This window comes from Amycolatopsis bartoniae, from assembly GCF_014191255.1.
Taxonomy (GTDB): domain Bacteria; phylum Actinomycetota; class Actinomycetes; order Mycobacteriales; family Pseudonocardiaceae; genus Amycolatopsis_E; species Amycolatopsis_E bartoniae.
Window position 1 is genome coordinate 51,511 of the sequence record NZ_JACHWH010000001.1, and the last position, 23,266, is coordinate 74,776.

General features: G+C 71.2%; 27 protein-coding genes. 21 read left to right on the top strand and 6 right to left on the bottom strand.

The features are described 5' to 3' along the window. Positions 1–145: 145 nt before the first annotated feature. Complete coding sequence (locus FHX82_RS00280; protein ID WP_183176411.1) at positions 146–400, top strand: helix-turn-helix transcriptional regulator; 255 nt, start codon at positions 146–148, stop codon at positions 398–400. 9 nt (positions 401–409) lie between these two features. Here the strand turns inward: FHX82_RS00280 and FHX82_RS00285 are convergent, their stop codons facing one another. After that, on the bottom strand, positions 410–1,507 hold the full coding sequence (locus FHX82_RS00285) for a glycerophosphodiester phosphodiesterase (protein WP_145937274.1): 1,098 nt from the start codon (positions 1,505–1,507) through the stop codon (positions 410–412). 109 nt (positions 1,508–1,616) lie between these two features. On the opposite strand from FHX82_RS00285, the gene purD reads away from it, so the two are divergent. The 9 genes from purD to FHX82_RS00330 all read left to right on the top strand — a co-directional run bounded on the left by purD (position 1,617) and on the right by FHX82_RS00330 (position 9,260). Beyond that, on the top strand, positions 1,617–2,876 hold the full coding sequence (gene purD, locus FHX82_RS00290; RefSeq protein ID WP_145937275.1) for a phosphoribosylamine--glycine ligase: 1,260 nt from the start codon (positions 1,617–1,619) through the stop codon (positions 2,874–2,876). Between the two features lie 83 nt (positions 2,877–2,959). Then, the gene (locus FHX82_RS00295; RefSeq protein WP_145937276.1) at positions 2,960–3,343 is read left to right on the top strand and encodes a PE domain-containing protein; all 384 of its coding nucleotides are present in this window, start codon (positions 2,960–2,962) and stop codon (positions 3,341–3,343) included. Then, positions 3,327–3,908: a DUF3558 domain-containing protein gene (locus FHX82_RS00300; RefSeq protein ID WP_145937277.1), complete on the top strand. Its 582-nt coding sequence runs from the start codon at positions 3,327–3,329 to the stop codon at positions 3,906–3,908. The genes FHX82_RS00295 and FHX82_RS00300 overlap by 17 nt, the downstream gene beginning before the upstream one ends. After that, the gene (locus FHX82_RS00305; RefSeq protein ID WP_145937278.1) at positions 3,905–5,476 is read left to right on the top strand and encodes a hypothetical protein; all 1,572 of its coding nucleotides are present in this window, start codon (positions 3,905–3,907) and stop codon (positions 5,474–5,476) included. The genes FHX82_RS00300 and FHX82_RS00305 overlap by 4 nt, the downstream gene beginning before the upstream one ends. Beyond that, positions 5,473–6,243 carry an ESX secretion-associated protein EspG gene (locus FHX82_RS00310; protein WP_229880746.1) on the top strand — a complete coding sequence of 257 codons (771 nt, stop codon included), beginning with the start codon at positions 5,473–5,475 and terminating at the stop codon, positions 6,241–6,243. Before FHX82_RS00305 ends, FHX82_RS00310 begins: the two co-directional genes overlap by 4 nt. Positions 6,244–6,326: 83 nt before the next feature. Continuing rightward, positions 6,327–6,671 (top strand): hypothetical protein, encoded by a 345-nt coding sequence (locus tag FHX82_RS00315; RefSeq protein ID WP_229880748.1) that lies wholly within the window; start codon positions 6,327–6,329, stop codon positions 6,669–6,671. Beyond that, positions 6,671–7,786 carry a transglycosylase SLT domain-containing protein gene (locus FHX82_RS00320; protein ID WP_183176412.1) on the top strand — a complete coding sequence of 372 codons (1,116 nt, stop codon included), beginning with the start codon at positions 6,671–6,673 and terminating at the stop codon, positions 7,784–7,786. Before FHX82_RS00315 ends, FHX82_RS00320 begins: the two co-directional genes overlap by 1 nt. A gap of 9 nt (positions 7,787–7,795) precedes the next feature. Beyond that, a complete protein-coding gene (locus tag FHX82_RS00325; protein ID WP_145932512.1) occupies positions 7,796–8,986 on the top strand; it encodes a pyridoxal phosphate-dependent aminotransferase in 1,191 nt (396 codons plus the stop codon). Positions 8,987–9,077: 91 nt separating this feature from the next. Then, positions 9,078–9,260, top strand: a complete 183-nt coding sequence (locus FHX82_RS00330; RefSeq protein WP_145932511.1) for a DUF2207 domain-containing protein — start codon at positions 9,078–9,080, stop codon at positions 9,258–9,260. Here the strand turns inward: FHX82_RS00330 and FHX82_RS00335 are convergent. Both FHX82_RS00335 and FHX82_RS00340 read right to left on the bottom strand, forming a co-directional pair. Further along, a complete protein-coding gene (locus FHX82_RS00335; protein ID WP_145932510.1) occupies positions 9,226–9,825 on the bottom strand; it encodes an HAD family hydrolase in 600 nt (199 codons plus the stop codon). The genes FHX82_RS00330 and FHX82_RS00335 overlap by 35 nt on opposite strands. Then, positions 9,822–10,778 (bottom strand): threonine aldolase family protein, encoded by a 957-nt coding sequence (locus tag FHX82_RS00340; protein ID WP_229880835.1) that lies wholly within the window; start codon positions 10,776–10,778, stop codon positions 9,822–9,824. Before FHX82_RS00340 ends, FHX82_RS00335 begins: the two co-directional genes overlap by 4 nt. A 175-nt stretch (positions 10,779–10,953) precedes the next feature. Here FHX82_RS00340 and FHX82_RS00345 point away from each other — a divergent pair, with 175 nt between their 5' ends. The 5 genes from FHX82_RS00345 (at position 10,954) to FHX82_RS00365 (ending at position 14,988) form a co-directional block, all read left to right on the top strand. Beyond that, positions 10,954–11,463: a SigE family RNA polymerase sigma factor gene (locus FHX82_RS00345; protein ID WP_145932508.1), complete on the top strand. Its 510-nt coding sequence runs from the start codon at positions 10,954–10,956 to the stop codon at positions 11,461–11,463. 472 nt (positions 11,464–11,935) lie between these two features. Further along, on the top strand, positions 11,936–12,124 hold the full coding sequence (locus FHX82_RS36715) for a hypothetical protein (RefSeq protein ID WP_229880749.1): 189 nt from the start codon (positions 11,936–11,938) through the stop codon (positions 12,122–12,124). Next, positions 12,121–12,696 carry a TetR/AcrR family transcriptional regulator gene (locus FHX82_RS00355; RefSeq protein ID WP_145932506.1) on the top strand — a complete coding sequence of 192 codons (576 nt, stop codon included), beginning with the start codon at positions 12,121–12,123 and terminating at the stop codon, positions 12,694–12,696. Before FHX82_RS36715 ends, FHX82_RS00355 begins: the two co-directional genes overlap by 4 nt. Positions 12,697–12,716: 20 nt before the next feature. Next, a complete protein-coding gene (purB, locus tag FHX82_RS00360; RefSeq protein WP_145932505.1) occupies positions 12,717–14,174 on the top strand; it encodes an adenylosuccinate lyase in 1,458 nt (485 codons plus the stop codon). A 67-nt stretch (positions 14,175–14,241) separates the two neighbouring features. Then, the gene (locus tag FHX82_RS00365) at positions 14,242–14,988 is read left to right on the top strand and encodes a DUF2334 domain-containing protein (protein ID WP_183176413.1); all 747 of its coding nucleotides are present in this window, start codon (positions 14,242–14,244) and stop codon (positions 14,986–14,988) included. Here FHX82_RS00365 and FHX82_RS00370 read toward each other — a convergent pair. Then, on the bottom strand, positions 14,910–15,545 hold the full coding sequence (locus tag FHX82_RS00370; RefSeq protein ID WP_145932504.1) for an MBL fold metallo-hydrolase: 636 nt from the start codon (positions 15,543–15,545) through the stop codon (positions 14,910–14,912). The genes FHX82_RS00365 and FHX82_RS00370 overlap by 79 nt on opposite strands. Before the next feature lie 92 nt (positions 15,546–15,637). Here FHX82_RS00370 and FHX82_RS00375 point away from each other — a divergent pair, with 92 nt between their 5' ends. The 3 genes from FHX82_RS00375 (at position 15,638) to FHX82_RS00385 (ending at position 18,454) form a co-directional block, all read left to right on the top strand. Continuing rightward, complete coding sequence (locus tag FHX82_RS00375) at positions 15,638–17,113, top strand: aldehyde dehydrogenase family protein (RefSeq protein WP_145932503.1); 1,476 nt, start codon at positions 15,638–15,640, stop codon at positions 17,111–17,113. Positions 17,114–17,121: 8 nt separating this feature from the next. Beyond that, on the top strand, positions 17,122–17,565 hold the full coding sequence (locus tag FHX82_RS00380; protein ID WP_145932502.1) for a L,D-transpeptidase: 444 nt from the start codon (positions 17,122–17,124) through the stop codon (positions 17,563–17,565). A gap of 82 nt (positions 17,566–17,647) precedes the next feature. Then, positions 17,648–18,454, top strand: coding sequence for an IclR family transcriptional regulator (locus FHX82_RS00385; RefSeq protein ID WP_145932501.1), 807 nt, complete (start codon positions 17,648–17,650; stop codon positions 18,452–18,454). Here FHX82_RS00385 and FHX82_RS00390 read toward each other — a convergent pair. After that, positions 18,391–19,323, bottom strand: a complete 933-nt coding sequence (locus tag FHX82_RS00390; protein WP_145932500.1) for a U32 family peptidase — start codon at positions 19,321–19,323, stop codon at positions 18,391–18,393. The two genes, FHX82_RS00385 and FHX82_RS00390, sit on opposite strands and share 64 nt — an antisense overlap. A gap of 172 nt (positions 19,324–19,495) precedes the next feature. Between FHX82_RS00390 and purS the strand changes: the two genes are divergently transcribed. From purS to FHX82_RS00405, 3 genes are all read left to right on the top strand, one after another. After that, entirely contained in the window at positions 19,496–19,732 is a 237-nt protein-coding gene (gene purS / locus FHX82_RS00395; RefSeq protein WP_144642874.1) for a phosphoribosylformylglycinamidine synthase subunit PurS, read from the top strand. Beyond that, the gene (gene purQ / locus FHX82_RS00400; protein WP_145932499.1) at positions 19,729–20,400 is read left to right on the top strand and encodes a phosphoribosylformylglycinamidine synthase subunit PurQ; all 672 of its coding nucleotides are present in this window, start codon (positions 19,729–19,731) and stop codon (positions 20,398–20,400) included. Before purS ends, purQ begins: the two co-directional genes overlap by 4 nt. Before the next feature lie 243 nt (positions 20,401–20,643). Then, entirely contained in the window at positions 20,644–21,471 is an 828-nt protein-coding gene (locus FHX82_RS00405; protein WP_145932498.1) for a hypothetical protein, read from the top strand. Positions 21,472–21,588: 117 nt separating this feature from the next. On the opposite strand, the gene FHX82_RS00410 is transcribed toward FHX82_RS00405, so the two are convergent. Next, on the bottom strand, positions 21,589–23,265 hold the full coding sequence (locus FHX82_RS00410; RefSeq protein ID WP_145932535.1) for an ABC transporter ATP-binding protein: 1,677 nt from the start codon (positions 23,263–23,265) through the stop codon (positions 21,589–21,591). Position 23,266: the final 1 nt, after the last annotated feature.

Here is a 23,266-nt window from a genome sequence, read left to right on the forward strand (position 1 = left end):
TTGACTGATCTCTCAAGGACAACTGTTACGAGCGGCCACGCTACCAGCTCTTTCACCATGGTCATACGGCTCTGATCACGGTAGCACAATCGAAGTAGCATGATCAACTCTGGTGCAATCATGGTTGTACAGCCAAGGTTGCCGCGTGCCCACGCCGAACCGAACCGCGAGACAGGCGATCCTTGAACTGGCCGTCCGCGTCCGGGAGCGGCGAACGGCGCTCGACCTGACCCAGCAGGATGTCGCTTATTCCGCAGGAGTGACCGAGAGCTACCTGTCCGGGCTCGAACGTGCCAAGCCGAAACGCCTGGAGCTGGCCGGCATCCTCGCCGTCGCCGAGGCGCTCGACATGGAGGGCGCCGACCTGATCCGGGGCCTCAAAGCAGACCCACTGCCTTAGTCCGCCCCACTACGAACCGGTCACCGCGAGCAACGCCGTGTCCGGCTGGTCGGCGAAGAAACCGTCGATACCCGTTGCCAGGAAAGCGGATTCCTCGGTGAAGATGTCACCCCACTCCGCCGGGTCCGCCGAGCTGCGCAGGTTCGCGGGCAGGAAGCTGTTCTCGTTGCGGAAGGTGTACGGCGCCACCTTGAGCCCCGCGTGGTGCGCGTCCCGCACGAGTGCCGTCGGCGCGGCCAGGTTGCCCGCCGCGTCGCGAGGGATGATCTGGTTCTTGTCCGGGCCCAGGTAGTCGGCGTACGTGGAGATCTCCTTCAACCCCTGCGGCGTCACGAGATCCGCGTACGTGCGCTTGTCGCCCTTCACGACGAAGTCCGCCGGAGCGCCCGTCGCCGACGTCAGCTGCAGCAGCGGCACCCGCACCTGCTTGCTCAGCGCCTTGAGGTTGCTCACCTCGAACGACTGGATGACCACCGGCGCGTTCGGCCGGTTGAGGCCGTTGCGGTCGAGGATCTCCACCAGCTTCGGCTCGGTCGGGTTGCCGATGGTGCTGAAGTACGTGGAGTGCTTGACCTCCGGGTACGTCCCGAGCGTGCGGTGCAGCTCGCGGCCGAGGCGCTTCGTCAGGTCGAGCACCTCTTGGTAGGTCGCGATCTGCCAGCGCCCGTTGTAGATCGTGTTGTGCGGCCGGACGTCCGGGATCCGCTCGGTGGCACGCAGGGTCTTCAGCTCGGCGAGCGTGAAGTCCTCGGTGAACCAGCCCGTCAGGCTCACCCCGTCGACGACCTTCGTGGTGCGGCGGGAGGCGAACTCCGGGTGCTGCGCGACGTCGGTGGTGCCGCCGATCTCGTTCTCGTGCCGCGCGACCAGCTGGCCGTCCTTGGTGGGCACGAGGTCGACGTCCACCCAGTTCACGCCCTGGCGGAACGCCAGCTCGTAGGACGCGAGCGTGTGCTCGGGCCGGTAGCCCGGCGCACCCCGGTGGCCCACGATGACGGGGCCGGAGTCGCCGGTGCGCGTGTCCTCCGCCGCACCGGACGAACCGGCCGCGCCCAGGAGAGCGAGCCCGGACAAGAGCGCCACCGCCAATCGTTTCCGTACCGTCATCCGGTCACTGTCGCGGGGCCGGAAGTCGGGCACGGCACAACGGATCGACGGGGCGCTGTCGGGCGGGTGAACGGAACGTGCGAAAACGCCCTTGGTTACGCTCGACGCCGTGCGTGTCCTAGTCATCGGGTCCGGTGCCCGCGAACATGCCCTTGTCCTCGCCGCCTCCCACGACCCGGCGGTGACCGCGCTCGCGTGCGCCCCCGGCAACGCGGGGACGGCGGCGGTGGCCGAGCAGCTCGGGGTGAACGTCGCCGACCCGGCGGCGATCGCCGCGCTCGCGACGAGCTGGCAGGCCGACCTGGTGGTGATCGGCCCCGAGGTGCCGCTGGTCGCCGGTGCCGCCGACGCGGTGCGCAAGGCCGGTGTCGCGTGCTTCGGCCCGTCCGCGGCGGCCGCCCGCATCGAGGGCTCGAAGTCGTTCGCCAAGGACGTGATGGCCGCCGCCGGTGTCGCCACCGCGCACAGCGAGACGGTGGACAACCCGGCCCGCCTCGACGACGCGCTCGGCCGCTTCGGGCCGGTCTGGGTGGTCAAGGACGACGGGCTCGCCGCGGGCAAGGGCGTCGTCGTGACGGGCGACTACGACGCCGCGCGCGCCCACGCGATGACCCTGCTCGACGGTGGCCACCCGGTGCTGCTGGAGTCCTATCTGGACGGTCCCGAGGTGTCGCTGTTCTGTCTCGTCGACGGCCGGACCGTGGTGCCGCTGGTGCCCGCGCAGGACTTCAAGCGCGTCGGCGACGGCGACACCGGCCCCAACACCGGTGGCATGGGCGCGTACGCCCCCCTGCCGTGGGCGCCCGAGGGCCTGGTCGAGCAGATCGTGGCCGACGTCGTGCAGCCCGTGGTCGACGAGCTCGCCGCGCGGGACACCCCGTTCAGCGGCCTGCTCTACGCCGGGCTCGTGCTCACCGCCGACGGACCGCAGGTCATCGAGTTCAACTGCCGCTTCGGCGACCCAGAGACCCAGGTCGTGCTCGCGCTGCTGGCCACGCCGCTGGCCGGGCTGCTGCACGCCGCCGCCACAGGCAAGCTCGCGGACCACCCGCCGCTGGAGTGGCACCCGGGCGCGGCGGTCACCGTGGTGGTCGCCGCCGACGGCTACCCGAGCGTGCCGCGCGCGGGTGACGTGATCACCGGCGCCGAGGCCGAGGGCGTGCTGCACGCCGGCACCCGCCGCCGGGACGACGGCGCGGTCGTGGCCCACGGCGGTCGCGTGCTGTCCGTCGTCGGCACCGGGCCGGACCTCGCGGCGGCCCGCGAGCAGGCGTACGAGCGCGTCGGGAAGGTGCACCTGGCCGGTTCGCACCACCGCACCGACATCGCGGCACGCGCGGCCGAGGGCCAGGTGACGGTCCCGGCCTGATCGGCCGAAGGCGGCCCACGCCCGTCCGGACGTTGGTAGCCTGCTGGGGACGGCTACCGTCCGTACCCGGGAGAGTGCGCACCATGGCAGAAACCACCGTGAGCGCCCTGAGCACGGCTGTGCCCGACGTGCCCGGCGCGATGGACATCACCGTCGAACCGGGCCAGGTGCTCCAGGTCGCGAAGATCGTGAACGACCAGGCGGACGCGCTGGCCGACCGCGTCCGGCAGCTGCTGGCCGGGCTCACGATCGAACCCCCCGCGCAGGACGTCGTCAGCGCCACCGCGGTCGACGCGTGGAACAGGCTGGTGGCGCACGGCGACGGGTCGTACGCCGCCCGCGTGCAGCGCTACATCGACCAACTGCGTGAGCTGGCGACCCACCTGCGCACGGCGGCGGCGACCTACGACGCGGGCGAGGACGAGAAGATCGCGGCGCTCGGGGACCGCCATGCCGCCGAGAAGTAGCGCGGTGTTCCTCGCGGTGCTCACGCTGGGTGGTTGCACCTCCAGCGTCGAAGGTGTCGCGCTGCCGGAGCCGTCCGTTCCCCGGCAGCCGCAGCTTCCCGCCCGTACGAAGGACCTGCCGCTGCAGGGCGTCGACCCGTGCACGCTGCTCACCCCGGCCCAGCTGGACCAGCTGCACGAGAACGGCGCGCCGCGGCGGCTGGCCGAGGACGTGCAGCGGGACGGCCCGACCTGCGCGTTCGATGTCGACGCCACCACCCCGACGTACACCTACTACCTCGAAACGATTCCCTCGGCGGACGTGCGGGACTGGCTCACCGGCGCGCACCACCGGTCGGTGATGGTCCAGGAACCTGCCGACGTGCCCGGCTTCCCGGCGCTGGTGAACCACGCCGCGTCGGGCGAAGGCGTCCAGGACTGCGAGGTGCTGGTCGGCGTCGCGGACGGGCAGACGCTGCGCGCCGAGATGGCGCCCGACGACGGTTCCTTCCCCCAGCAGCAACTGTGTGCCATGGCCACCACCGTGGCGAAGATGGCGGTCGAAACCTTGGAGACGGTCAAGTGAGCATCTTCGACAGCAGCGACCACGACGTGCCGACGCTCGTCGAGAAGCTGCGTGACCAGCGCTTCGACGGGTACGACGCGGCCTCCCTCGCGGCCGAGGTGGAGAAGTTCCGCGCGGGCGGCGGCACCGCCGCGATGGGCGACGCGGTGGACGCGCTCAAGCAGATCGCGGCCGCCCTCTCGCACACCGACACCACGCTGCGCGAGCAGCTCGCGGCGCTCGGCGTGTCGTGGCAGAGCAAGGCGGGCGGGCAGGCCAGCGCCGTGCTGTCGGAGAAGGCCGGGTTCTCCGAGGACGCGAACGCGAAGGTGTCCCAGGCCGCGCAGCTGATCTTCGAGCAGGGCGAGGCGTTCAACCGGACGAAGAACAAGCTGCCCGACCCCGCGGTCCTGCGCCAGGGCGACGGCGGCTACACGATGGCCGACACGATGTTCAGCCTGTTCGGCTTCGAGACCGACCACGCGGCGAGCGTGAAGCAGGGCATCGAGGCCAAGGCCCAGGCCGTGGATGCGCTCAACGCGTACGCGCACGACAGCGGAAGCTACCTCGCCGCCTCGCAGCCGGTGGCGGACCCGCAGTCGATGGACCTGCTGTCCTCGCCCGGAGCCGCGGCGCGGTCCGTGGCGGGCCCGAACCTCGTGCCGCCCGTGCCGCCGGTGTCCTCGGTGCCGGACGTCGACCCGACGATCGCCGCCGGGGCGAAGGACGCGCCGGTGCACCGCGCGGCCGCCCCCGTCACCGCGGCCGTTCCGCCGCCGGCCCCGAACGCGCCGACCCCGCCGGTCGGCGTGCCCGCCGTGCACACCGGGTCCGCTGTTCCCCCGCCTTCGCACGCCACCACGCCCAGCTCGGCCAGGCCACCCGCCAGCGGGCCGGTCACCGAGCCGATTTCGGGGGTCGTCGGCGGGCACCAGCGCCCGGGGCAGCAGCAGCGGGAGACCGTCGCGCGCTCGCCCCAGGTGGCCTGCGCGGAGACCGGCCCGATTCCGGGCGGAACCCCGGGCACGACGTCCGGTGAGCAGCAGTTGCGCGGCGGGGACCGGTCGTCCCTCGCGCCAGGCAGGTCCGGCGGCGCCGAAGGTGCGCCGCGCGCGCCGTCCGGTGGGGAAGCCGCGCTGGGCAAGGGAAAGGCGTTCGGCTCCGTGCCGGGTAGCTCCTCGGGCCGCGTCGACGTCGGCCCCGGGCTCGCCAACGTACGCGCCGCGGGCGGGGTGGGCGCGCTCGCCGAGGGCGCCCCGGCGATCGGCGCGGCGGGCACGGCCGGAGCCACCAGCGGTGAGCGGGAGCGCGAGCGCCGCCCGGGCGGCAACACGGCGGCCAAGCGCGTGCGGCAGCTGCCGGTCGGTGACCTGCCCGAGGAAGAGGAGGCCCTGCGCGCCCGCAAGGCGGCGCCCGCACCGCCGAGCGCCGAGAAGACCCGCGCGATCCTCGAACCGGCCGCCACGCAGGACGGCGAGGAGGACGCGCAGCACGTGCGGCGCTACGGCGTCGACGATCGCGACCTGTTCACCGACCCGCGCGAGGTCTCCACCGACCTCATCGGCGACAAGCCGCTGCCGGAAGAGTGAGCGCCCGCGGCAGCCTGGTGCTGTCCACACTGGAGTTCGACGTGCTGTGGGAGGCCGAGCGCCTGCCGCCGCCGCACCCCGCGCTGCGGGTGCCCAGCCCCGGCCGCACGCACACCGAGCGGCGCGCGCTGGTCGCGAAGGCGTGGGAGTCGCTGGGGGCGCGCGGGCTGGCGCGCGGTGACAGGGCGTCCGCGGAGCTGGTGGACCGGCTCAACCTGCTCGCGCAGCCGAAGGTCTCCATCGACGTGTGGGTGTGGACGGCCCGGGAGATCAAGGGGCTCGCGGTGAGCACCGGCCGGCAGGCGCTGCTGGCCGTGGTGGAGCGCGACGAGGTGTGGTTGATCCCGGCGCGCGACACGTCGCTGCCGGAGTCCGCGGTGTCGGTCGCGGGTGAGCTGCCCGCCGGGGTCGGGCGCTCGGTGAGCGTGCCCCACCACGTACTGCGGGCCGCGGACGCCGACGCGAAGGGCGAGCCGAAAGCCCTGGTCACGGCACTGGCGGACAGGGGTGTCGAACTGTCGGAGGCGCAGGAGCTGGCCGGGATGATGGTCGGGCTCACCGCACGCGGGCAGTTCGGCGTGGAGCGGCTCGGCCGCGACGGCGCGATGCACCGCGCGGGCCGGGTGATCGGGTTCTCGGACACCGACGCCGGGCGCTACCTCGTCCAGCTCGGCGCGGGTGGCGACGGGCGCGACTGGGTGACGGTCACGCCCGCCGACAACCAGCTGCTCGCGACGCGGCTCTGGGAGCTGCTCGACGAGGTCTGACCGGTGCTAGAAAGTTCCGGGAACCGCCGTCGGCGGGCGCACGTCCGAGCGAGCGGACCGGAGTTTCGCGAAGGGGGATTGACGTGAAGCGGCACAGCGACCCGGACTCGATGGAGCACGTCGCGGGCAGGGTGGAGGCTCTGCACGACCACTTCAAGGAGTCGAAGGAGAAGATGGTCGGCGTCACGGGCCAGAACCCGTTCGGCGACATCCGGCACCCGGACGAGCGTCCCGGCGAGCCGCATCCCTCCGAGCACGCGGTGAACGCGCTGCACGGGTTCCGCGACCGCATGCACACCCAGTTCGACGCGGCGGCGACCCTGATGAACTCCACCGGCGGCGCGCTGCGGGAGGCCGCCCGCGCGTTGCGTGAGACCGACGCCGCGGCGGCGGACAGCGTCACGGTCAAGGACGGAAGTCTCGACTGATGGCGAAGGCAGAGTTCCCCCCGAACTGGAACGACGTCGAGACGAAGACGCAGCAGGTCGAGAACGTCCGCCCGGCCGCGATCCAGGGGGTGGCCGACCAGTTCAGGCAGGCGTCGAAGGACTCGGCGGACCACACGGTCGCGTTGCGCAACGCCACGGCGGTGCTCGGCGGCGGCACGTGGACCGGCCCGCAGGCCGACGCGTTCTTCGCCTACGTCAAGAAGATCGGCGACGCGGGCCAGCGGGTCAACGACCACCTCGACGAGGTCGCTACCGAGCTGGGCACGCTGCAGACGTTCCTGGACCGCACGCAGAAGGAGGTCCAGCAGCTGCGCGACGACGCGCACAGCCGGATCGAGGGTATGAACAAGCAGGCGCAGGCGGCCGCCGACGCGGCTCAGGCGCAGCTGGACGCGGTGGCCGCCCACAAGGAGGGCGCCACGCCGCCCGCGAAGTCGCCGGACCAGATCGTCGCGGAGAACACGCAGGCCACCACGGCCATCGCCACCGACACCACCAACCAGATCGGCGACAAGCTCAACGCGGCCAACCAGGAGATCCAGCGGGTGATGGGCCTGGTGCAGAAGGACGTCGAGGGCGGGTACTCGTCGGTCCCGCCGCTGGGCACGGCGCCGCAGTCGATGAAGAGCACGGGCGGGATCACCAGCGGTCACCACTCCGGCGGCGGTGGGGGCGGAGGCGGCGGTGGGGGCGGTGGCCTCGGCCCGAGCGGCGGGCCGCCGGTCGGCAACCCGCCGGGGAACGTGCAGCAGTGGATCGAGGAGGCCATCAAGGAGCTGCAGGCCGCGGGTGTCAACGTCACGGACGCGGACATCAAGAACATCTGGGCGATCATCCAGCACGAGTCGGGCGGCAACCCGCACGCGATCAACCTGTGGGACTCGAACGCCGCGGCCGGGCACCCGTCCAAGGGCCTGATGCAGTGCATCGACTCGACGTTCCAGGCGAACAAGCTGCCCGGCCACGACGACATCTACAACCCGGTGGACAACATCATCGCGGGCGTGCGGTACACGATCGGCCGCTACGGCAGCATCGCCAACACCCCGGGCCTGCAGGCAATGTCCCACGGCGGCGGTTACGTGGGTTACTAACCTGGGAGGATGACCTCCCCCTCCGCCTTTCCCCGTCCCTCCCGGCGCGCCGATGTGGCGCCGTTCCACGTGATGGAGGTGCTGTCCGCCGCGGAGGCGCGGCGGCGTACGCACGGGGACGTCATCTCTCTCGCCGCCGGGCAGCCCACCGCCGGGGCGCCGCGGCCGGTGCTCGAAGCCGCCCAGCGGGCGTTGCGGGAGCGGAACCTCGGCTACACCGTCCAGCTCGGCATCCCGGAGCTGCGCGAAGCCATCGCCGGGCACTACGACCGGCGCTACGGGCTCGCCGTGAGCCCCGAGGACGTCATCGTCACCACCGGCTCCTCGGGTGGCTTCATGCTGTCGTTCCTGGCCGCGTTCGATGCCGGTGACCGCGTCGCGATGGCGCGTCCCGGCTACCCCGCGTACCGGAATCTGTTGTCGGCGCTGGGTTGCGAGGTCGTCGAGTTCCAGACCGACGAGGCCACGCGCTTCCAGCCGACCGTCGAGCAGCTCGACGAGCTGGGCCCGATCTCCGGTCTCGTCGTGGCCAGCCCGACCAACCCCGCCGGCACGGTCCTCCCGCCGGGCGAGCTCGCCGCCATCGCGGGCTGGTGCTCGGCGCGCGGCGTGCAGCTGATCAGCGACGAGATCTACCACGGCATCTCCTACGAGGCCGAGCTCGGCTGCGCCTGGCAGAGCTCACCCGAGGCGATCGTGCTCGGCTCGTTCTCCAAGTACTTCGCGATGACCGGCTGGCGGCTGGGCTGGATGCTCGTGCCGCGCCGGCTGCACCGCGCGGTCGACGTGCTCACCGGCAACCTCAACATCTGCGCGCCCGCGATCGCGCAACACGCCGCCGTGGCCGCGTTCGAGCCCGAGTCGTACGCCGAGCTGGACGGGCACGTCGCGCACTACCGCGCCAACCGCGACCTGCTGCTCGACGGGCTGCGCGGCATCGGACTGGACCGCGTCGCCCCGGTCGACGGCGCCTTCTACGCCTACGTCGACGTCTCGAAGCACACCACCGAGAGCCTCGGCTGGTGCCAGCGGCTGCTCGCCGACACCGGGCTCGCCATCACGCCGGGCATCGACTTCGACCCGGTGCACGGCGGCGAGTACGTGCGGTTCTCCTTCGCCGGAGCGAGCGCCGACGTCTCCGAAGGCGTGCGGCGGCTCGGCGCGTGGCTCGAGTCAGGGGGAACCCCGGTCTTCCCCTGAACGTTCGGGAAACAACGAGCTTCGCGCCCGGCGACCTGGGAGCCTTGCTCGTAGCGGGCCGGACGGCTCGCGGGGTAACCGGAGGGATGCCATGTTCTGGAAGATCGTCGGGGCACTCATCGTCGCCTGGCTGGCGTTCATGGTGATCGGGTCGGTGGTCGGCTTCCTGCTCAAGGCCGTGCTGTGGGTGGCCATCATCGGCGGCGCAGTCTTCCTCGGCAGCGCCGCCTACGGCGCCATCAAGGGCCGGAAGGAACCCAAGCGCCTGCCTTGACCGCGGTTTCGACGCCCTGCCAGAGGTGCGCCCGCAGGCCCGCCGCGCGTGCACCATCCACATTGGACTGGCGGTCGTCGAAGAACACACACTCGCCCGCCTGCGCGCCGAGGCGGGCGAGCAGCCGTTCGAAGATCTCGCGGTCCGGCTTGGCGACTCCCTCGTCGCCGGAGAACACCCGCACCCGGAAGTGCCGCGCCCAGTCCTGCCGCTCGGCGAACCGCGCGAACGACGACGGCGCGTTCGACAGCAGGGCCAGCGCCGCACCGGACTCGGCGAGCGCGCCGATGAGTTCGAGCGACGCCGGGTCGACGCGTGACCAGCCCTCGATGTCGATGCGCGTCAGAGTGTCCGATGTGGACTCATCGACCGCGACGCCGAGCTCCTCGCCGATCGCGCCCCAGTACTCCAGATCCGGGCCGCCGCGGTCGTAGCGGTCGCGGAACGCCCAGTAGTGGGGCTCGAACTCGGCCACGTCGACACCCAGCGTGGCGGCCAGGCGCGGCAGCGCGTCGGTGCGCCCGCAGATCACCTCGCCGTAGTCGAAGACGATCCACTCGCTCAAGGGTGCCCCCCAGCCTTGATCCGGCGCAGCGCCTCTTCGACGTCGGCCATGGACAGATCGCGGTGCGTCACGAACCGTACCTTCCCACCGATCGACCAAGCCAGGATTCCCTGCGCCTTCAACGACTCCAGCGTCACCTCCACATCGGCGACGCGGGCCAGCACGATGTTGGTCTCGGGGGTGTTCACCTCCCAGCCGAGCTCGGCCAGTCCGACGCTGAGCCTGCGGGCCTTTTCGTGGTCTTCGGCCAGGTCACCGACCCGGTCGAGGGCCACCAGCGCGGCCGCGGCGAGCACCCCGCCCTGCCGCACGCCGCCGCCGAGCATCTGCCGCATCCGGCGCGCCCGTTCGACGAAATTCGCACTCCCCGCGACGACCGAGCCGACCGGCGCGCCGAGGCCCTTGCTGAAGCAGGCGGACACGGTGTCGACGCCGACCGTGAGCGCCGCGGGCGGCAGCCCGAGCGCGGTCGCGGCGTGCCAGATGCGGGCGCCGTCGAGGTGGACACGCAGCCCCGCCTGGCGGGCGGTGGACAGCAGCTGGGCGTGCTCGTGCGGCGGGATGACCGCGCCACCGGCGCCGTTGTGGGTGTTCTCCAGGCACAGCAGGGTGGTGCGCATCGCGAAGTACGGGCCGTTGCGCGGGCCGATGGCGGCGGCGAGGGCCTCGGGCGACGGACGGCCCGGCCCCGCGTCGTGCTCCACCGGATCGGGCATGCCGCCGGCGAGCCATGCGGCGGAGCCGAGCTCGTTGTGCAGCACGTGCGCGCCCTTGGGGGCGAGGAAGCGATCACCACGCTGAAGGTGGACGCTCAATGCGATGACGTTCGCCATCGTGCCGGTGGGAGTCCAGAGCGCGGCGGGCATGCCCAGCACGCTCGCGGCACGCTCTTCCAGCGCTTTCACGGTGGGATCGCCATCGAGGACGTTGTCCCCGACCTCGGCGGACGCCATCGCTCTCCGCATCGTCTCATCCGGCTGGGTGACGGTGTCGGAGCGGAAATCGAGCGACAGGGTGTCTGATGAGGTCACGGTTAGATCACATCACACGGCACGGATGATCTACAAATGTGGTGCAACCGTAGGGGGCAGTGCTTCCGTCCAGACCAGTGAGACGCCCGGGAGGCCGGTGGACGAGCACGAGGAGCAGGAGTTCGCGGAGTACTTCGCCGCTCGGCGGGACTCCGTGCGCCGCACCGCGTACCTGCTGTGCGGGGACTGGCATCGCGCGGACGATCTCGCCCAGACGGCGTTCGTCGCGCTGCACCGCAGGTGGCGCCGCATCCGCGACCGCGGCGCGCTCGACGCGTACGTGCGCCGGACGCTGGTGCGGGCCTCGATCGACGAGTCCCGCCAGCCCTGGCGCCGGGAGCAGCAGGTCGAGCGGCTGCCGGAGCCGGAACCGGTGGGCGAGCGGCTCGACGAGCAGGTGGCGTTGCGCGCGGACCTGCTGGCCGGGTTGCGCGAAGTGCCGCCGAAGCAGCGGGCGGTGCTGGTCCTGCGGTACTTCGAGGGGCTGGACGTCGCCGGGGTCGCGAAGGCGCTGGGCTGCAGCGAAGGGAACGTGAAGAGCCAGACAGCGCGCGGGTTGGCGCACCTGCGCGTGGCGCTCGGTGAGGAGGTGGAGACGCGTGGATGAGAAGGAGCTCGAAGTCCTGTTCCGGGACGCGCCGGGCGAGCCGCCGCCGCCTCGCTTCACCCTCGGTGACGTCACCGCTGCGTCCACCCGGGCGACCGCACGCCGCCGTTCGGTGCTGCTGCTGACCGCGGCCTGCCTGGTAGCGGTGCTCTGCGCTGCCGGAATCGCCGGTGTGTCCTACTTTCGATCGACAGGTCCCAGTCCGGCGCAACCCGTCGCCGCGCCGGAACGTCCTCCCCAGGCCTCTCCCGATCCGCCGTCCTTGCAGGGAAGCGATGCGGACGGGAAGGACGGCCCTCGGGCCGAAGGCACCTCCGGGTGCGAAAAGGTCGACCGGGAGCTCGCCACTGCCCTCGCTGGCGAGCTCCCGGCGACCGGTGCGACCGGTGCTGAACCAGGTCGCCTCTGTCCGACGGCCACCCGATCAGCGGGGTTCCACGTCACTGACGGTGAGCGCAGCGGTTTCGTCTCGGTGACCCTCTTCCCCGCCGGGGTGACGGCTTCGCTCCCGCTGCTCACGGACGGCACGGTCACGGCGGAGCAGCCGACGGCGAGCGGGGGTGTCGTGGTGGTGCTGAGCACACCGGACGAGGGCAGTGCGGTTCCCTTCGAGGCACGACTGCCCGCCATCGCCGCGGCGCTCTCTAAACTCGCGGGGTGACCGCCGCCAGCACGCCGAAGGGCGAGCGCAGGCGGGCCGCCCTCGTGGTGGCCGCCGCCGAACTGCTCGTCGAAGGCGGCTTCGACGCGATCCGGCACCGCGCCGTGGCCGAGCGCGCCGGGCTGCCGCTGGCTTCCACCACGTACTACTTCGACTCCCTCGAAGAGCTGGTGACCGCCGCCGTCGAGTACCGCGGGCGGCTGGAGCTGGACCAGGGCCGCGAGCAGCTGGCGAAGCTGTCCACCGAGCCCCGCGCGACGGACACCCTGGTCGAGATGGTGCTCGACCAGCTACTCGGCGAGGACACGGCGTACGAGGCGGTGCTGCTGCGCTACGAACGGCTCGTGACCACCGGCCGGCGCCCGTACCTGCGGCCGGTGATGCGCGCGATGCAGGTCGAGTTCCACGAGCTGCTCACCGAGATTTTCACCCGCTCGGGTGTCCCCATCGACGCCAAGCGCCTCGCCCAGCTGATCGCGCTCGTCGACGGAGCCGTGGTCAACGCCCTGATCGAGGTGGACCCGGACCCGCGCGCGGTGGCGCGCGCGATGCTGCGGGACGCGCTGAGCTGAGCCCTCTATAACCTGGGCACGTGGACAAGCCCCGCATCCCCAACGTGCTCGCCTCCCGTTACGCCTCGCCCGAGCTGGTCGCCCTGTGGTCGCCCGAGCGGAAGGTGACGCTGGAGCGGGAGCTGTGGATCGCGGTCCTCAAGGCCCAGCGCGAGCTGGGCGTCGAGGTGCCGGACGGCGTCGTCGAGGACTACGAGCGTGTCGTGGACCAGGTCGACCTCGCGTCGATCGCCGAGCGGGAGCGTGTCACCCGGCACGACGTGAAGGCGCGGATCGAGGAGTTCAACGCCCTCGCCGGGCACGAGCACGTGCACAAGGGCATGACCTCGCGCGACCTGACCGAGAACGTCGAGCAGCTGCAGGTCCGGCGGTCGCTGGAGCTGGTGCGCGGCCGGGTCGCCGCGGTGCTCGCCCGGCTGGCCGCGCTCGCCGTCGAGCACTCCGACCTGGTGCTGGCCGGCCGCTCCCACAACGTGGCCGCGCAGGCGACGACGCTGGGCAAGCGGTTCGCCACCGCCACCGACGAGCTGCTCGTCGCCTTCGAGCGGCTCGACGACCTGATCGGGCGGTATCCGCTGCGCGGGATCAAGGGCCCGGTCGGCACCGCGCAGGACATGCTCGACCTGCTTAGCCCGCCCGCCGGCGGTGGAGGCACAAACACAGCTCAGTCCACCTTGTACAACCTGGAACGCCGGATCGCCGACCACCTCGGCTTCTCCCGCACCTTCACCAGCGTCGGCCAGGTGTACCCGCGGTCGCTGGACTTCGACGTGCTCTCGGCGCTCGTGCAGCTGGCCGCCGCGCCGTCGAGCCTCGCCAAGACGATCCGGCTGATGGCCGGGCACGAGCTGGTCACCGAGGGTTTCAAGCCCGGGCAGGTCGGCTCGTCGGCGATGCCGCACAAGATGAACACGCGGTCGTGCGAGCGGGTCAACGGGCTGGCCGTGGTGCTGCGCGGCTACCTGTCGATGACCGGCGAGCTGGCCGGCGACCAGTGGAACGAGGGCGACGTGTCGGACTCGGTGGTGCGCCGGGTCGCGCTGCCCGACGCGTTCTTCGCGCTCGACGGCCTGCTGGAGACGTTCTTGACCGTGCTGGACGAGTTCGGCGCCTTCCCCGCCGTGGTGGCCCGCGAGCTAGACCGCTACCTGCCGTTCCTCGCCACCACGAAGGTGCTGATGGCCGCCGTGCGCGCGGGGGTCGGCCGCGAGACCGCGCACGAGGCGATCAAGGAGAACGCGGTCGCCGTCGCGCTCGCGATGCGCGAGGAGGGCCTGACCCGCAACGACCTGCTGGACCGCCTCGCCGCCGACGAGCGGCTGCCGCTGTCCCGCGAGGACCTCGACCGGCTGCTCGCGGACCGGCTGTCGTTCACCGGCGTCGCTCCCGCGCAGGTCACGGCGGTGGCGAAGCAGGTGGAGAGCATCCTGGCGCGGTTCCCCGAGGCCGCGAACTACGTGCCGGCGCCCATCTTGTAGCGAGGTCGGTGGCGGACCGTCACCTCACAGTAAGCGCAGCGCCACCTTCGGCTGGCGCAATGGGTACATGGACGCCCGCCTGCTGGTCTCCCTGTCCGGCATCGGCCCCCGGACGCTGCACCGCTGCGCCGAGCTCGCCACCGAGCTGGACCGGCGGAAGGTCCCGCTGTCCCTGCTCTTCGCCCCGCAGCTCGCCGGCACCGCCGCTGTCACGGAGTGGGTGCGCACGCGCGTCCGCGCCGGCGACGGCCTGCTGCTGCACGGCTTCGACCACCGCATCGCCCCCACGCACCGCGCGCACTTCGGCCGCCGGGCCGAGTTCGCCGCGCTGCCCGCGCACGAGGCCCGGCTGCGATTGATCGCGGCGCAGGCGGCGGTCGAACGCGCCGGGCTCGCTGTCGACGGGTTCGCGCCGCCGCGCTGGCTCGCCTCGCACGGCACGCTGGAAGCCGTGCGTGGTCAGGGTTTCCGGCTGTGCGCCGACCTCGGCGCCGTGCACGACCTGAGCACCGGCGCGGTGCATCGCTCGCGGGTGCACGACTTCGCGAACCAGCCGCACCGCACGGAGACGCTGCGCTGCTTCGCGCTCGTCCTCGCCTCCGCGCGGGCGGCGAAGCGCGGCGGCCTGGTCCGGCTCGGCGCCGACGCGGCCGACCTCACCCGGCCCGGTCTCCGGCAGGCGCTGCTCGACGCAGTCGACGTCGCGCTGGAAAACCGGGCCTTCGGCAGCACCTATCAGAGCTTGGCGGCCTCGCCGCGCGGGGCGACGCGCACCTCGGTGCCCTCGGGGGCGAGGTTGGTGAACAGGCCGTAGTGCATCGCCGGGTTCGCGAGCACCGCCTCGTGGATCGGCACGGCCACCCGCGGCGAGACGGCACGCAGGAAGTCGACCGCTTCGCCGGCCTTGAGCCACGGCGCGCCGGTGGGCAGGCCCAGCACGTCGACCTTCTGCTCCGGCACGTAGAACGAGTCGCCGGGGTGGTAGAAGGCGCCGTGCTCGAACAGGAAGCCGACGTTCGGGATCTGCGGCAGGTCCTGGTGGATGACGGCGTGCTCGCCGCCGACCGCGTTGACGGCGGTGCCCGCGATGTCGAACGAGTCGCCGGGGCGCGCGATCTCGAACTCGAGGCCCAGCTTGGCGACAGTCTCCTCGGTGCCGGGGTCGACGATCAGCTTCGCGCCGGGGTTCGCTTCGAGCAGACCGGGCAGCTTCTCCGAGTCGATGTGGTCGAAGTGCTGGTGGGTGACGAACACCGCGGACAGCTCGCGCTCGCCCTCGAAGCCCGTGGAGAACGAGCCCGGGTCGAGCAGGATCCGCGCACTGTCGGTCTCCAGCAGCACACAGGCGTGTCCATAATGGACGATTCGCATCTGTTCACTCCTCTGCATGAGTCGAGTTCAGCCTATTACCGGAACCGCGGCTTGTGCCATGCTGGGCGTACTCACCAGTAGGAGGGTGTGGAATGACTGCAGTGGCGCAGGAGACCTTCGACTCGCTCAGCCCGGCCACCGACGAGGTCGTGGGCACGTACCCGGTGCACAGCCCGGAGCAGGTGCGCGACGCGGTCGCGAGGGCGCGGGGCGCCGCGGCCTGGTGGGCTTCCCTCGGGTTCGGCGGCCGCGCCGACCGGCTGCGGAAGTGGGCCGGCATCGTCACTCGACGGATGGACGAGCTGTGTGCCGTCGTGCAGCAGGAGACCGGCAAGCCCCGCGGCGACGCCCAGCTCGAAGTGGTGCTGGCGATCGAGCACATCGCCTGGGCCGCCCGCCACGCGCCGAAGGTGCTGGGCCGCAAGCGCCGCTCCGCGGGGCTGCTGCTGAGCAACCACACCGCCTCGGTCGAGTACGTGCCGCTGGGCGTGATCGGCGTGATCGGGCCGTGGAACTACCCGGTCTACACGCCGCTCGGTTCGATCACGTACGCGCTGGCCGCGGGCAACGCGGTGGTGTTCAAGCCCAGCGAGTACACCCCGGGCGTGGGCAAGTGGCTCGCCGACACGTTCGCCGAGGTGGTGCCCGAGCAGCCGGTGTTCCAGCTGGTGACGGGCTTCGGCCGGACGGGCGCGGCGCTGGTGTCCGCGGGCGTGGACAAGATCGCGTTCACCGGGTCCACCGCCACCGGCAAGAAGATCATGGCCGCCGCCGCGGAGACGCTCACGCCGGTCGTGATCGAGGCGGGCGGCAAGGACGCCCTGCTCGTGGACAGCGACGCCGATGTCGACGCCGCCGCGGACGCCGCGGTGTGGGGCGCGTTCTCCAACTCAGGCCAGACCTGCATCGGCGTCGAACGCGTGTACGTGCACGAGGACGTCTACGACCGGTTCGTCGGGAAGGTCGTCGAGCTGACGCGCGACGTCGAGCCCGGCAAGCAGTACGGCCCGATCACGATGCCCGCGCAGCTGGACGTGATCCGGCGCCACATCGCCGACGCGCTCGCCCGCGGCGGTCGCGCGCTCACCGGTGGCGCGGACGCGGTGGGCGAGCGGTACGTGCGCCCGACCGTGCTGGTCGACGTGCCGGAGGACTCCGAGGCGGTCACCGAGGAGACGTTCGGCCCGACCGTGACGATTGCGAAGGTCCGGTCCATGGACGAAGCGGTCGAAAAGGCCAACGCCACCCGTTACGGCCTGGGCTCCACCGTGTTTTCCCGGCACAACGGCACGAAGATCGCGGCGAAGCTGAAGTCGGGCATGACGTCGATCAACGCGCCGTTCTCCTTCGCCGGAATCGGTTCGCTGCCGTTCGGCGGAGTCGGTGACTCGGGTTTCGGCCGCATTCACGGCCCGGAGGGACTGCGCGAGTTCGCGCGACCGAAAGCCGTTGCGCGCCAACGGTTCTCCGTGCCGATCCAGTTGACCACCTTCACCCGCGGCGAGAAGACGGACAGGCTCGTCGGAAAACTCGTGACGATACTGCATGGTCGTGGCGGTGCTGGGTAACCACCACTATGGCTACCTTGCGAAAGATAACCGGAACCGTAGTAGGAGCGGTGACGGCGATCGGTGCGCTCGGGTTTGCCGCACCGTCCGCTGACGCCGCCACAACCCCGTGCGAGCCGCAGGCGAAAGCCTGTGTGCAGCTGAGTACGGGACAGGCGTGGTTGCAGGACAACGGATCGGTCACCACCGGTCCGGTGCCGGTGGCGCCGGGCCTGCCCAGTTATCCGACACCCAAGGGGATATTCCACGTCCAGTACAAGGACATCGACCACTACAGCAGGCAGTACAACGGTCCGATGCCCTACTCTGTGTTCTTCACGAACACGGGCGTGGCTTTCCACCAGGGCAGCCTGCAGCGGAAGTCGCACGGCTGCGTGCACCTGTCACACCAGGACGCCGTGACCTTCTACAACACGCTGCATCCGGGCGATGAGGTGCAGGTCGTCGCGTAACGCGTGACGTTCGTAAGCGGCGGCGCCGCTTACTGCAGTTTCCTTGTGTTCGGTATTTCGGACGGCGGGGTATGGTGTGGGCATGCCCCGCCTCGTCCCGGCTGTGCTTCGGGCGGCCGATGTCCTCGAACTGTTCCTCGGTTCGCGGGCCACGTTGACGGCGGCGGAGATCGGCCGGCACCTCGGTCTGCCGCGTTCCACCACCCACGAACTGCTGTCCACGCTGGTCGAACGGCGTTACCTCGACCGGCACGAAACCACCTACCGGCTCGGGCCCGTCCTGCTCGAACTCGGTTCCCGCTACCGTCAGCGGCTGGAGTTCTCCGCCGAAGCCGACGCGGTGGCGCGTTCGGTCGCCGCCCGTTGCGGGGAGACCGTCCACGTGGGAATCCTCGACGGACTCGACGTGGTGTACGTGTCCAAAATAGACTCTACGCACCCGGTCCGGCTGATCTCCGCGGTCGGGCACCGCTTGCCCGCGCACTGCACCGCCGTCGGCAAGGTGCTGTTGGCCGGGCTGCCGCGCGAGGACCTGCTCGCCCGGTTGAAGGGCCGGAAGCTGGCCGCGCTCACCGAACACAGTGTGACGGCACGGCCGTCGCTACTCGCCCAGCTCGACGAAATCCGCGTCACGGAAGTGGCTCACGAACGCAGTGAGTCCAATCCGGACGCGGGCTGCGTCGCCGCCCCGGTGGTCGACGCGGACGGGGAGTGGGTCGCCGCGATGAGCATTTCCGTGCCCACGTCGCGGCATTCGCCCGAAGCCTGGACCGGCTGGGAGGACCTGGTGCGTGAAGGCGCGGCCGAGCTGTCCGCCCGGCTCGGCTACGCGACCGGTACGGCGAGGTCGGCGGCGGACAGCGTGGAGCCGACGGCTTCGGGGTCGTAGCGGTTCAGCAGTTCCAGCCCGATCTCGGCACGTCGCACGCGTTCCCGCACCAGCGCCACCGCCGTCGGGGTGAGGTGCGTGCCGCTGGGGTAGATGTTCGGCGCGTTGCGCAACCCGAACTTGAGGTAGACGGGCGCGGCGACGCGCACGATCTCCGCGATCTCGTGGTGCCGGACGAAGCCGCCGAGGTCGTCGGGCGCCTCGACGTAGATGTCCAGCGGGAGGTCGACGGCCGCCCGGACGGCCGCGAGCTGCGCGAGGCTCAGGTCGGTGGGCACGTTGTACGTCGTGGCGCCGGCCTGCTCGGCGAGCCGGATCGAGGCCGGGTTCGCGAGGCCCATCTGCACGCTCACCTTGAACTGCAGGTCCGCGGGCAGCACCCCGGCCTCCCGCATCCGCGCGGCGACGGTGAGCACGCCCAGGTCGGTGACCAGCACGCTGCGGAAACCCGCCTCCGTGGTGCGCCGGATGTCTTCGAGCACGTCCACGAGCTGCTCGGTGCCCCTGGCCTGGGCCGCGAAGGGGCCGCCCGCGCTCGCGACGGACGCGGCGCCGGTGTCCCAGGCCGCGACGGGCCGGGCGAACAGGCTCACCTCGATCGACCGGGCCCGCGCGAACTCCGCCATCGCCGCGAGCTCGCGTTGCGTCAGCAGCATCCCGCCGCTGCCCTGCGAGATCCGGTGCACGGTGACCCCGCGGGCGTCCGCCTCGTCGTACACCGCTTCGAGCGCTTCGGGACCTTCGACGCTCGGGATCTCCACGCGGTACTGGGCGCCGTCCGGGAAGCGTTTGGTGCTGGCCGGCAGCTCGCCCGGATCACCTCCCGGCAGTCCGAGTGAGCGCAGGAACTCCCGGGTGTTCTCTCGCACCGCTGCACCGCCGTTCGATATTTCGGACAAGGTTCGGTATCTCGAACGAGCCTAGGAAGGACGTGCGGGTGCGGTCAAGCTGTGATGTGCGCAGGGCGGGCGACACGGGGACTCTTCGGGCCGTTACCCTGGAGCAGTACCGCCTACCTGCGAAGACATGGGAGCCCCCACCGTGGCCCGAGTCGTGGTCGACGTCATGCCCAAACCCGAGATCCTGGACCCGCAAGGTCAGGCCGTGGCCGGTGCGCTGCCGCGGCTGGGCTTCACCGGCGTGTCCGAGGTGCGGCAGGGCAAGCACTTCGAGCTGGAGGTCGACGACTCGGTCGACGACGAGACGCTGGCGAAGATCGCCGAAGGTTTCCTGGCCAACCCGGTCATCGAGGAGTGGACCGTGCGGAGGATTTCGTGAAGATCGGGGTCATTACCTTTCCGGGCACGCTGGACGACGTCGACGCGGCGCGGGCGGCCCGCTACGCCGACGCCGAGGCGGTGTCACTGTGGCACGCGGACGAGGACCTGCACGGCGTCGACGCGGTGATCGTCCCCGGCGGTTTCTCCTACGGTGACTACCTGCGGTGCGGCGCCATCGCCCGCTTCGCGCCGGTGATGAACAGCGTCGTCGAGGCCGCGGGCAAGGGCATGCCGGTGCTGGGGATCTGCAATGGTTTCCAGATCCTGTGCGAGGCGGGCCTGCTGCCGGGTGCGCTGGTGCGGAACAAGAACCTGCACTTCGTCTGCCGCGACCAGTGGCTCAAGGTGGAGAACAACACCTCCGCCTGGACCACGAGGTACGACAAGGGCGCCGAAATCCTGATCCCCCTGAAGTCCGGCGAGGGCGGTTACGTCGCGGACCAGTCCACACTGGACGAGCTGGAGGGTGAGGGCCGCGTGGTGTTCCGCTACGTGGGCGAAAACCCGAACGGCTCCCGCAACGACATCGCGGGCATCACCAGCAAGAACGGCAGGGTCGTCGGCCTGATGCCCCACCCGGAACACGCCATCGACGCACTGACCGGCCCCAGCGACGACGGCCTGGGGATGTTCTACTCGGCAGTCGACGCCCTGGTCAGGGCCTGACAGCTCGCCGAGGCCGGACTGACCAAGTCCGACGTCATCACCCACAGTACGAATCCCGATCGAGCCGGCGGGTTGCGTCCGGCTGGCGAAATCTGTCCGTGCGGTCAGGCCCGGGCGGACGATAGTGCAACTTTGAGCCTCAGTGGCGGTTGGCCGCAACGTCGCACGGCGTGGGCCGTCCACTGATCAAAGATTCGGCACAGATCCGGGGGTTCGAAAATGGGGTCCACCACGATGAAATCGATGAAGCTGGCACTGGTGGGTGGCGCGCTCGCGGCGACCGCACTTCTTTCCGCTTGCAGTGGGAACAATTCGACTGGACAGGTTTCCCCTGCTCCAGCCACCAAGGTCACCGACGCGGCAGCGGTGCAAGCCTCGCCCCAGACCAAAGCCCACAGTGTGACCACCGGCAATTCCGGGAAAACGGGAACCGGCGACGTCAATTGCAGCGAAAACGGCGGGAAAGTCGGTGCTCCCGGTGGCCCGCAGGTGGATCTGATCGCGAAGTCCTCCAACGAAGGCACCCCCGGCTGCACCGAAGCGTTCAACGTGATCAGTGAGTACTACGCGCAAGCGCCCCAGGGCGAAGGACCCGGACGCCGCGTACTCGACATCCTCGGACACTGGGACTGCGCCAAAGCCGAGGAACCCGCAGGCAGCCAGGGCGTGGTGTACTGCAACAAGGACGGCGACACCGCCCTGCGCATCGAGACCGCCCCGAGCACGGTTCAAGCCTCGCCGCAGACCACCGGTGATTCCGCGGAAACGGGAACCGGCGACGTCAACTGCAGCGAAAACGGCGGGAAAGTCGGTGCTCCCGGTGGCCCGCAGGTGGATCTGATCGCGAAGTCCTCCAACGAAGGCACCCCCGGCTGCACCGAAGCGTTCAACGTCATCAGTGAGTACTACGCACAGGCACCGCAGGGCGAAGGACCCGGACGCCGCGTACTCGACATCCTCGGACACTGGGACTGCGCCAAAGCCGAGGAACCCGCAGGCAGCCAGGGCGTCGTGTACTGCAACAAGGACGGCGACACCGCCCTGCGCATCGAGACCGCGCCGAGCAATTGATCAAGCACTGACCGTGACTCAGGGTGGGCGGCCGGGGATTCTCCCGGCCGCCGCCCGGCGCCGCCTCGGGCTCGAACCCGGCACGACGACCGGCACCGGCCGCCCACCTGTAAAACATCACCCCACGGCAGCGGCGGCCACGAGACGCGCGTAAGCCCCACCCCGGGCCAGCAACTCCGCGTGCGGCCCCAACTCCGTAACCCTCCCGTCCTCCACCACCGCCACCCGATCCGCCGCCGCAGCCGTGTGCAACCGATGCGCGATGGCGATCACGGTCCGCCCCTCCAGCACCCCGCTCAACGACCGCTCCAACTGCCGCGCGGACGACGTGTCCAGCAGGGACGTCGCCTCGTCCAACACCACGGTGTGCGGATCGGCCAGCACCACCCGCGCCAACGCCAGCTGCTGCGCCACCGCCGCACTGACCGCGACCGCCCCGGCCCCGAGCCGCGTATCCAGCCGGTCGCACCACTCCTCCAATCCGACCGCACCCAACGCCCGCCGCAGATCCCCGTCGCTCCACTCACCGGCAGGCAGCGTCAGGTTCTCCCGCAGCGTCCCGGCGAACACGTGCTGCTCCTGCGTCAGCAGCAGCACCTCGCTCCGCAGCACGTCCTCCGGCAGCCGCGACACCTCCGCCCCGCCGATCGTCACGGAGCCGGACGACGGCGCCGCCACTCCAGCCAGCAGCCTCCCCAGCGTCGACTTGCCCGCGCCCGACGGGCCGACGATCGCGAGCCGCTCACCAGGCGGTATCCGCAGGTCGATGCCATGCAGCACCTCGCGGTCGGCCGAGTAGCCGTACCGCACGCCGCTCACGACGATCTCCCGTCCCCGCGGCCGGCCGTCGCGCCGGGCGTCGTCGCTGCCCCGCACGCCGAGGATCCGCCGCACGGCCGTGCCCGACACCTGCACGTCCTCGGCCCACCACAGCAGCTCCTCCATCGGCGCGCTCAGCGCCTGCACGTACACGACCATCGTCGTCAGCGTGCCCAGCCCGACGAGCCCGCGCGCGTACGCCCACGCGCCGATCAGCAGCATCACCGCGATCGGCAGCACCTGGGACAACGACATCCACGGCACCCACCGCACGGTCAGGCTCCGCAGTTCACGCTCCCGCTCGACCGCCACGCCCAGCGCTCGCCGTCCCAACGCGACCCGGCGCTCGACCAGCCCCAGCGCCTCCGCCGTGCGCGCGCCATCCGCCGTCTCGTGCAGGTGCGTCTGGACGTCGGCCCACGAGCCCAGCATCCGCTCGATCGTCGACGGCACCCGCGCCCAGTACCACCGGCACGAGAAGTACAGCAGCGGCACGACGACCAGCAGCCCGAGCGACAGCAGCGGGGACGTGACGACCATCGCGACCACGGTGCACACCACGGTCATCGCCGACACCGTGATCTCCGGAATGGCGTTGCGCACCGCGTGGTCGACCCGGTCGGCATCCGTGGTCGCGCGGCTGAGCAGGTCACCGGTGCCCGCCGCCTCGACGGTGCTCAGCGGCAGCCGCAGCGCCTCGCCCACGAACGACTCCCGAGTCTCGGCCAGCACCTGCTCGCCGAGCATCCCGGTCCGCACCCGCGCCACCCGCTTCAGCGCCGACTGCACGATCAGCAGCACCACGAACAACAGCGCGGGCACCTCGATCTCGGCGTGTCCCGCGGCGACGGAGTCCACCAGGTACCCCAGCACCTGCGGCCCCGCCAGCCCGGCCACCGCGGCCAGGCCGTACAGCCCGATCACCGCGGCGAAAGCCCTGCGGTGCGCGGACATCATCGCCCGCAGCCATGCCATG

Bases quoted from the DNA above. Each gene is read 5' to 3' on its own strand.
- FHX82_RS00405 (WP_145932498.1), top strand. From the start codon at position 20,644: ATGAAGCTGGCACTGGTGGGTGGCGCGCTCGCGGCGACCGCACTTCTT.
- FHX82_RS00385 (WP_145932501.1), top strand. From the start codon at position 17,648: ATGCCCCGCCTCGTCCCGGCTGTGCTTCGGGCGGCCGATGTCCTCGAA.
- FHX82_RS00340 (WP_229880835.1), bottom strand. From the start codon at position 10,778: ATGGCGTCCGCCGAGGTCGGGGACAACGTCCTCGATGGCGATCCCACC.
- FHX82_RS00380 (WP_145932502.1), top strand. From the start codon at position 17,122: ATGGCTACCTTGCGAAAGATAACCGGAACCGTAGTAGGAGCGGTGACG.
- FHX82_RS00300 (WP_145937277.1), top strand. From the start codon at position 3,327: ATGCCGCCGAGAAGTAGCGCGGTGTTCCTCGCGGTGCTCACGCTGGGT.
- FHX82_RS00410 (WP_145932535.1), bottom strand. From the start codon at position 23,265: ATGGCATGGCTGCGGGCGATGATGTCCGCGCACCGCAGGGCTTTCGCC.
- FHX82_RS00320 (WP_183176412.1), top strand. From the start codon at position 6,671: ATGGCGAAGGCAGAGTTCCCCCCGAACTGGAACGACGTCGAGACGAAG.
- FHX82_RS00370 (WP_145932504.1), bottom strand. From the start codon at position 15,545: ATGCGAATCGTCCATTATGGACACGCCTGTGTGCTGCTGGAGACCGAC.
- FHX82_RS00325 (WP_145932512.1), top strand. From the start codon at position 7,796: ATGACCTCCCCCTCCGCCTTTCCCCGTCCCTCCCGGCGCGCCGATGTG.
- FHX82_RS00285 (WP_145937274.1), bottom strand. From the start codon at position 1,507: ATGACGGTACGGAAACGATTGGCGGTGGCGCTCTTGTCCGGGCTCGCT.
- FHX82_RS00375 (WP_145932503.1), top strand. From the start codon at position 15,638: ATGACTGCAGTGGCGCAGGAGACCTTCGACTCGCTCAGCCCGGCCACC.
- FHX82_RS00330 (WP_145932511.1), top strand. From the start codon at position 9,078: ATGTTCTGGAAGATCGTCGGGGCACTCATCGTCGCCTGGCTGGCGTTC.
- FHX82_RS00295 (WP_145937276.1), top strand. From the start codon at position 2,960: ATGGCAGAAACCACCGTGAGCGCCCTGAGCACGGCTGTGCCCGACGTG.
- FHX82_RS00365 (WP_183176413.1), top strand. From the start codon at position 14,242: ATGGACGCCCGCCTGCTGGTCTCCCTGTCCGGCATCGGCCCCCGGACG.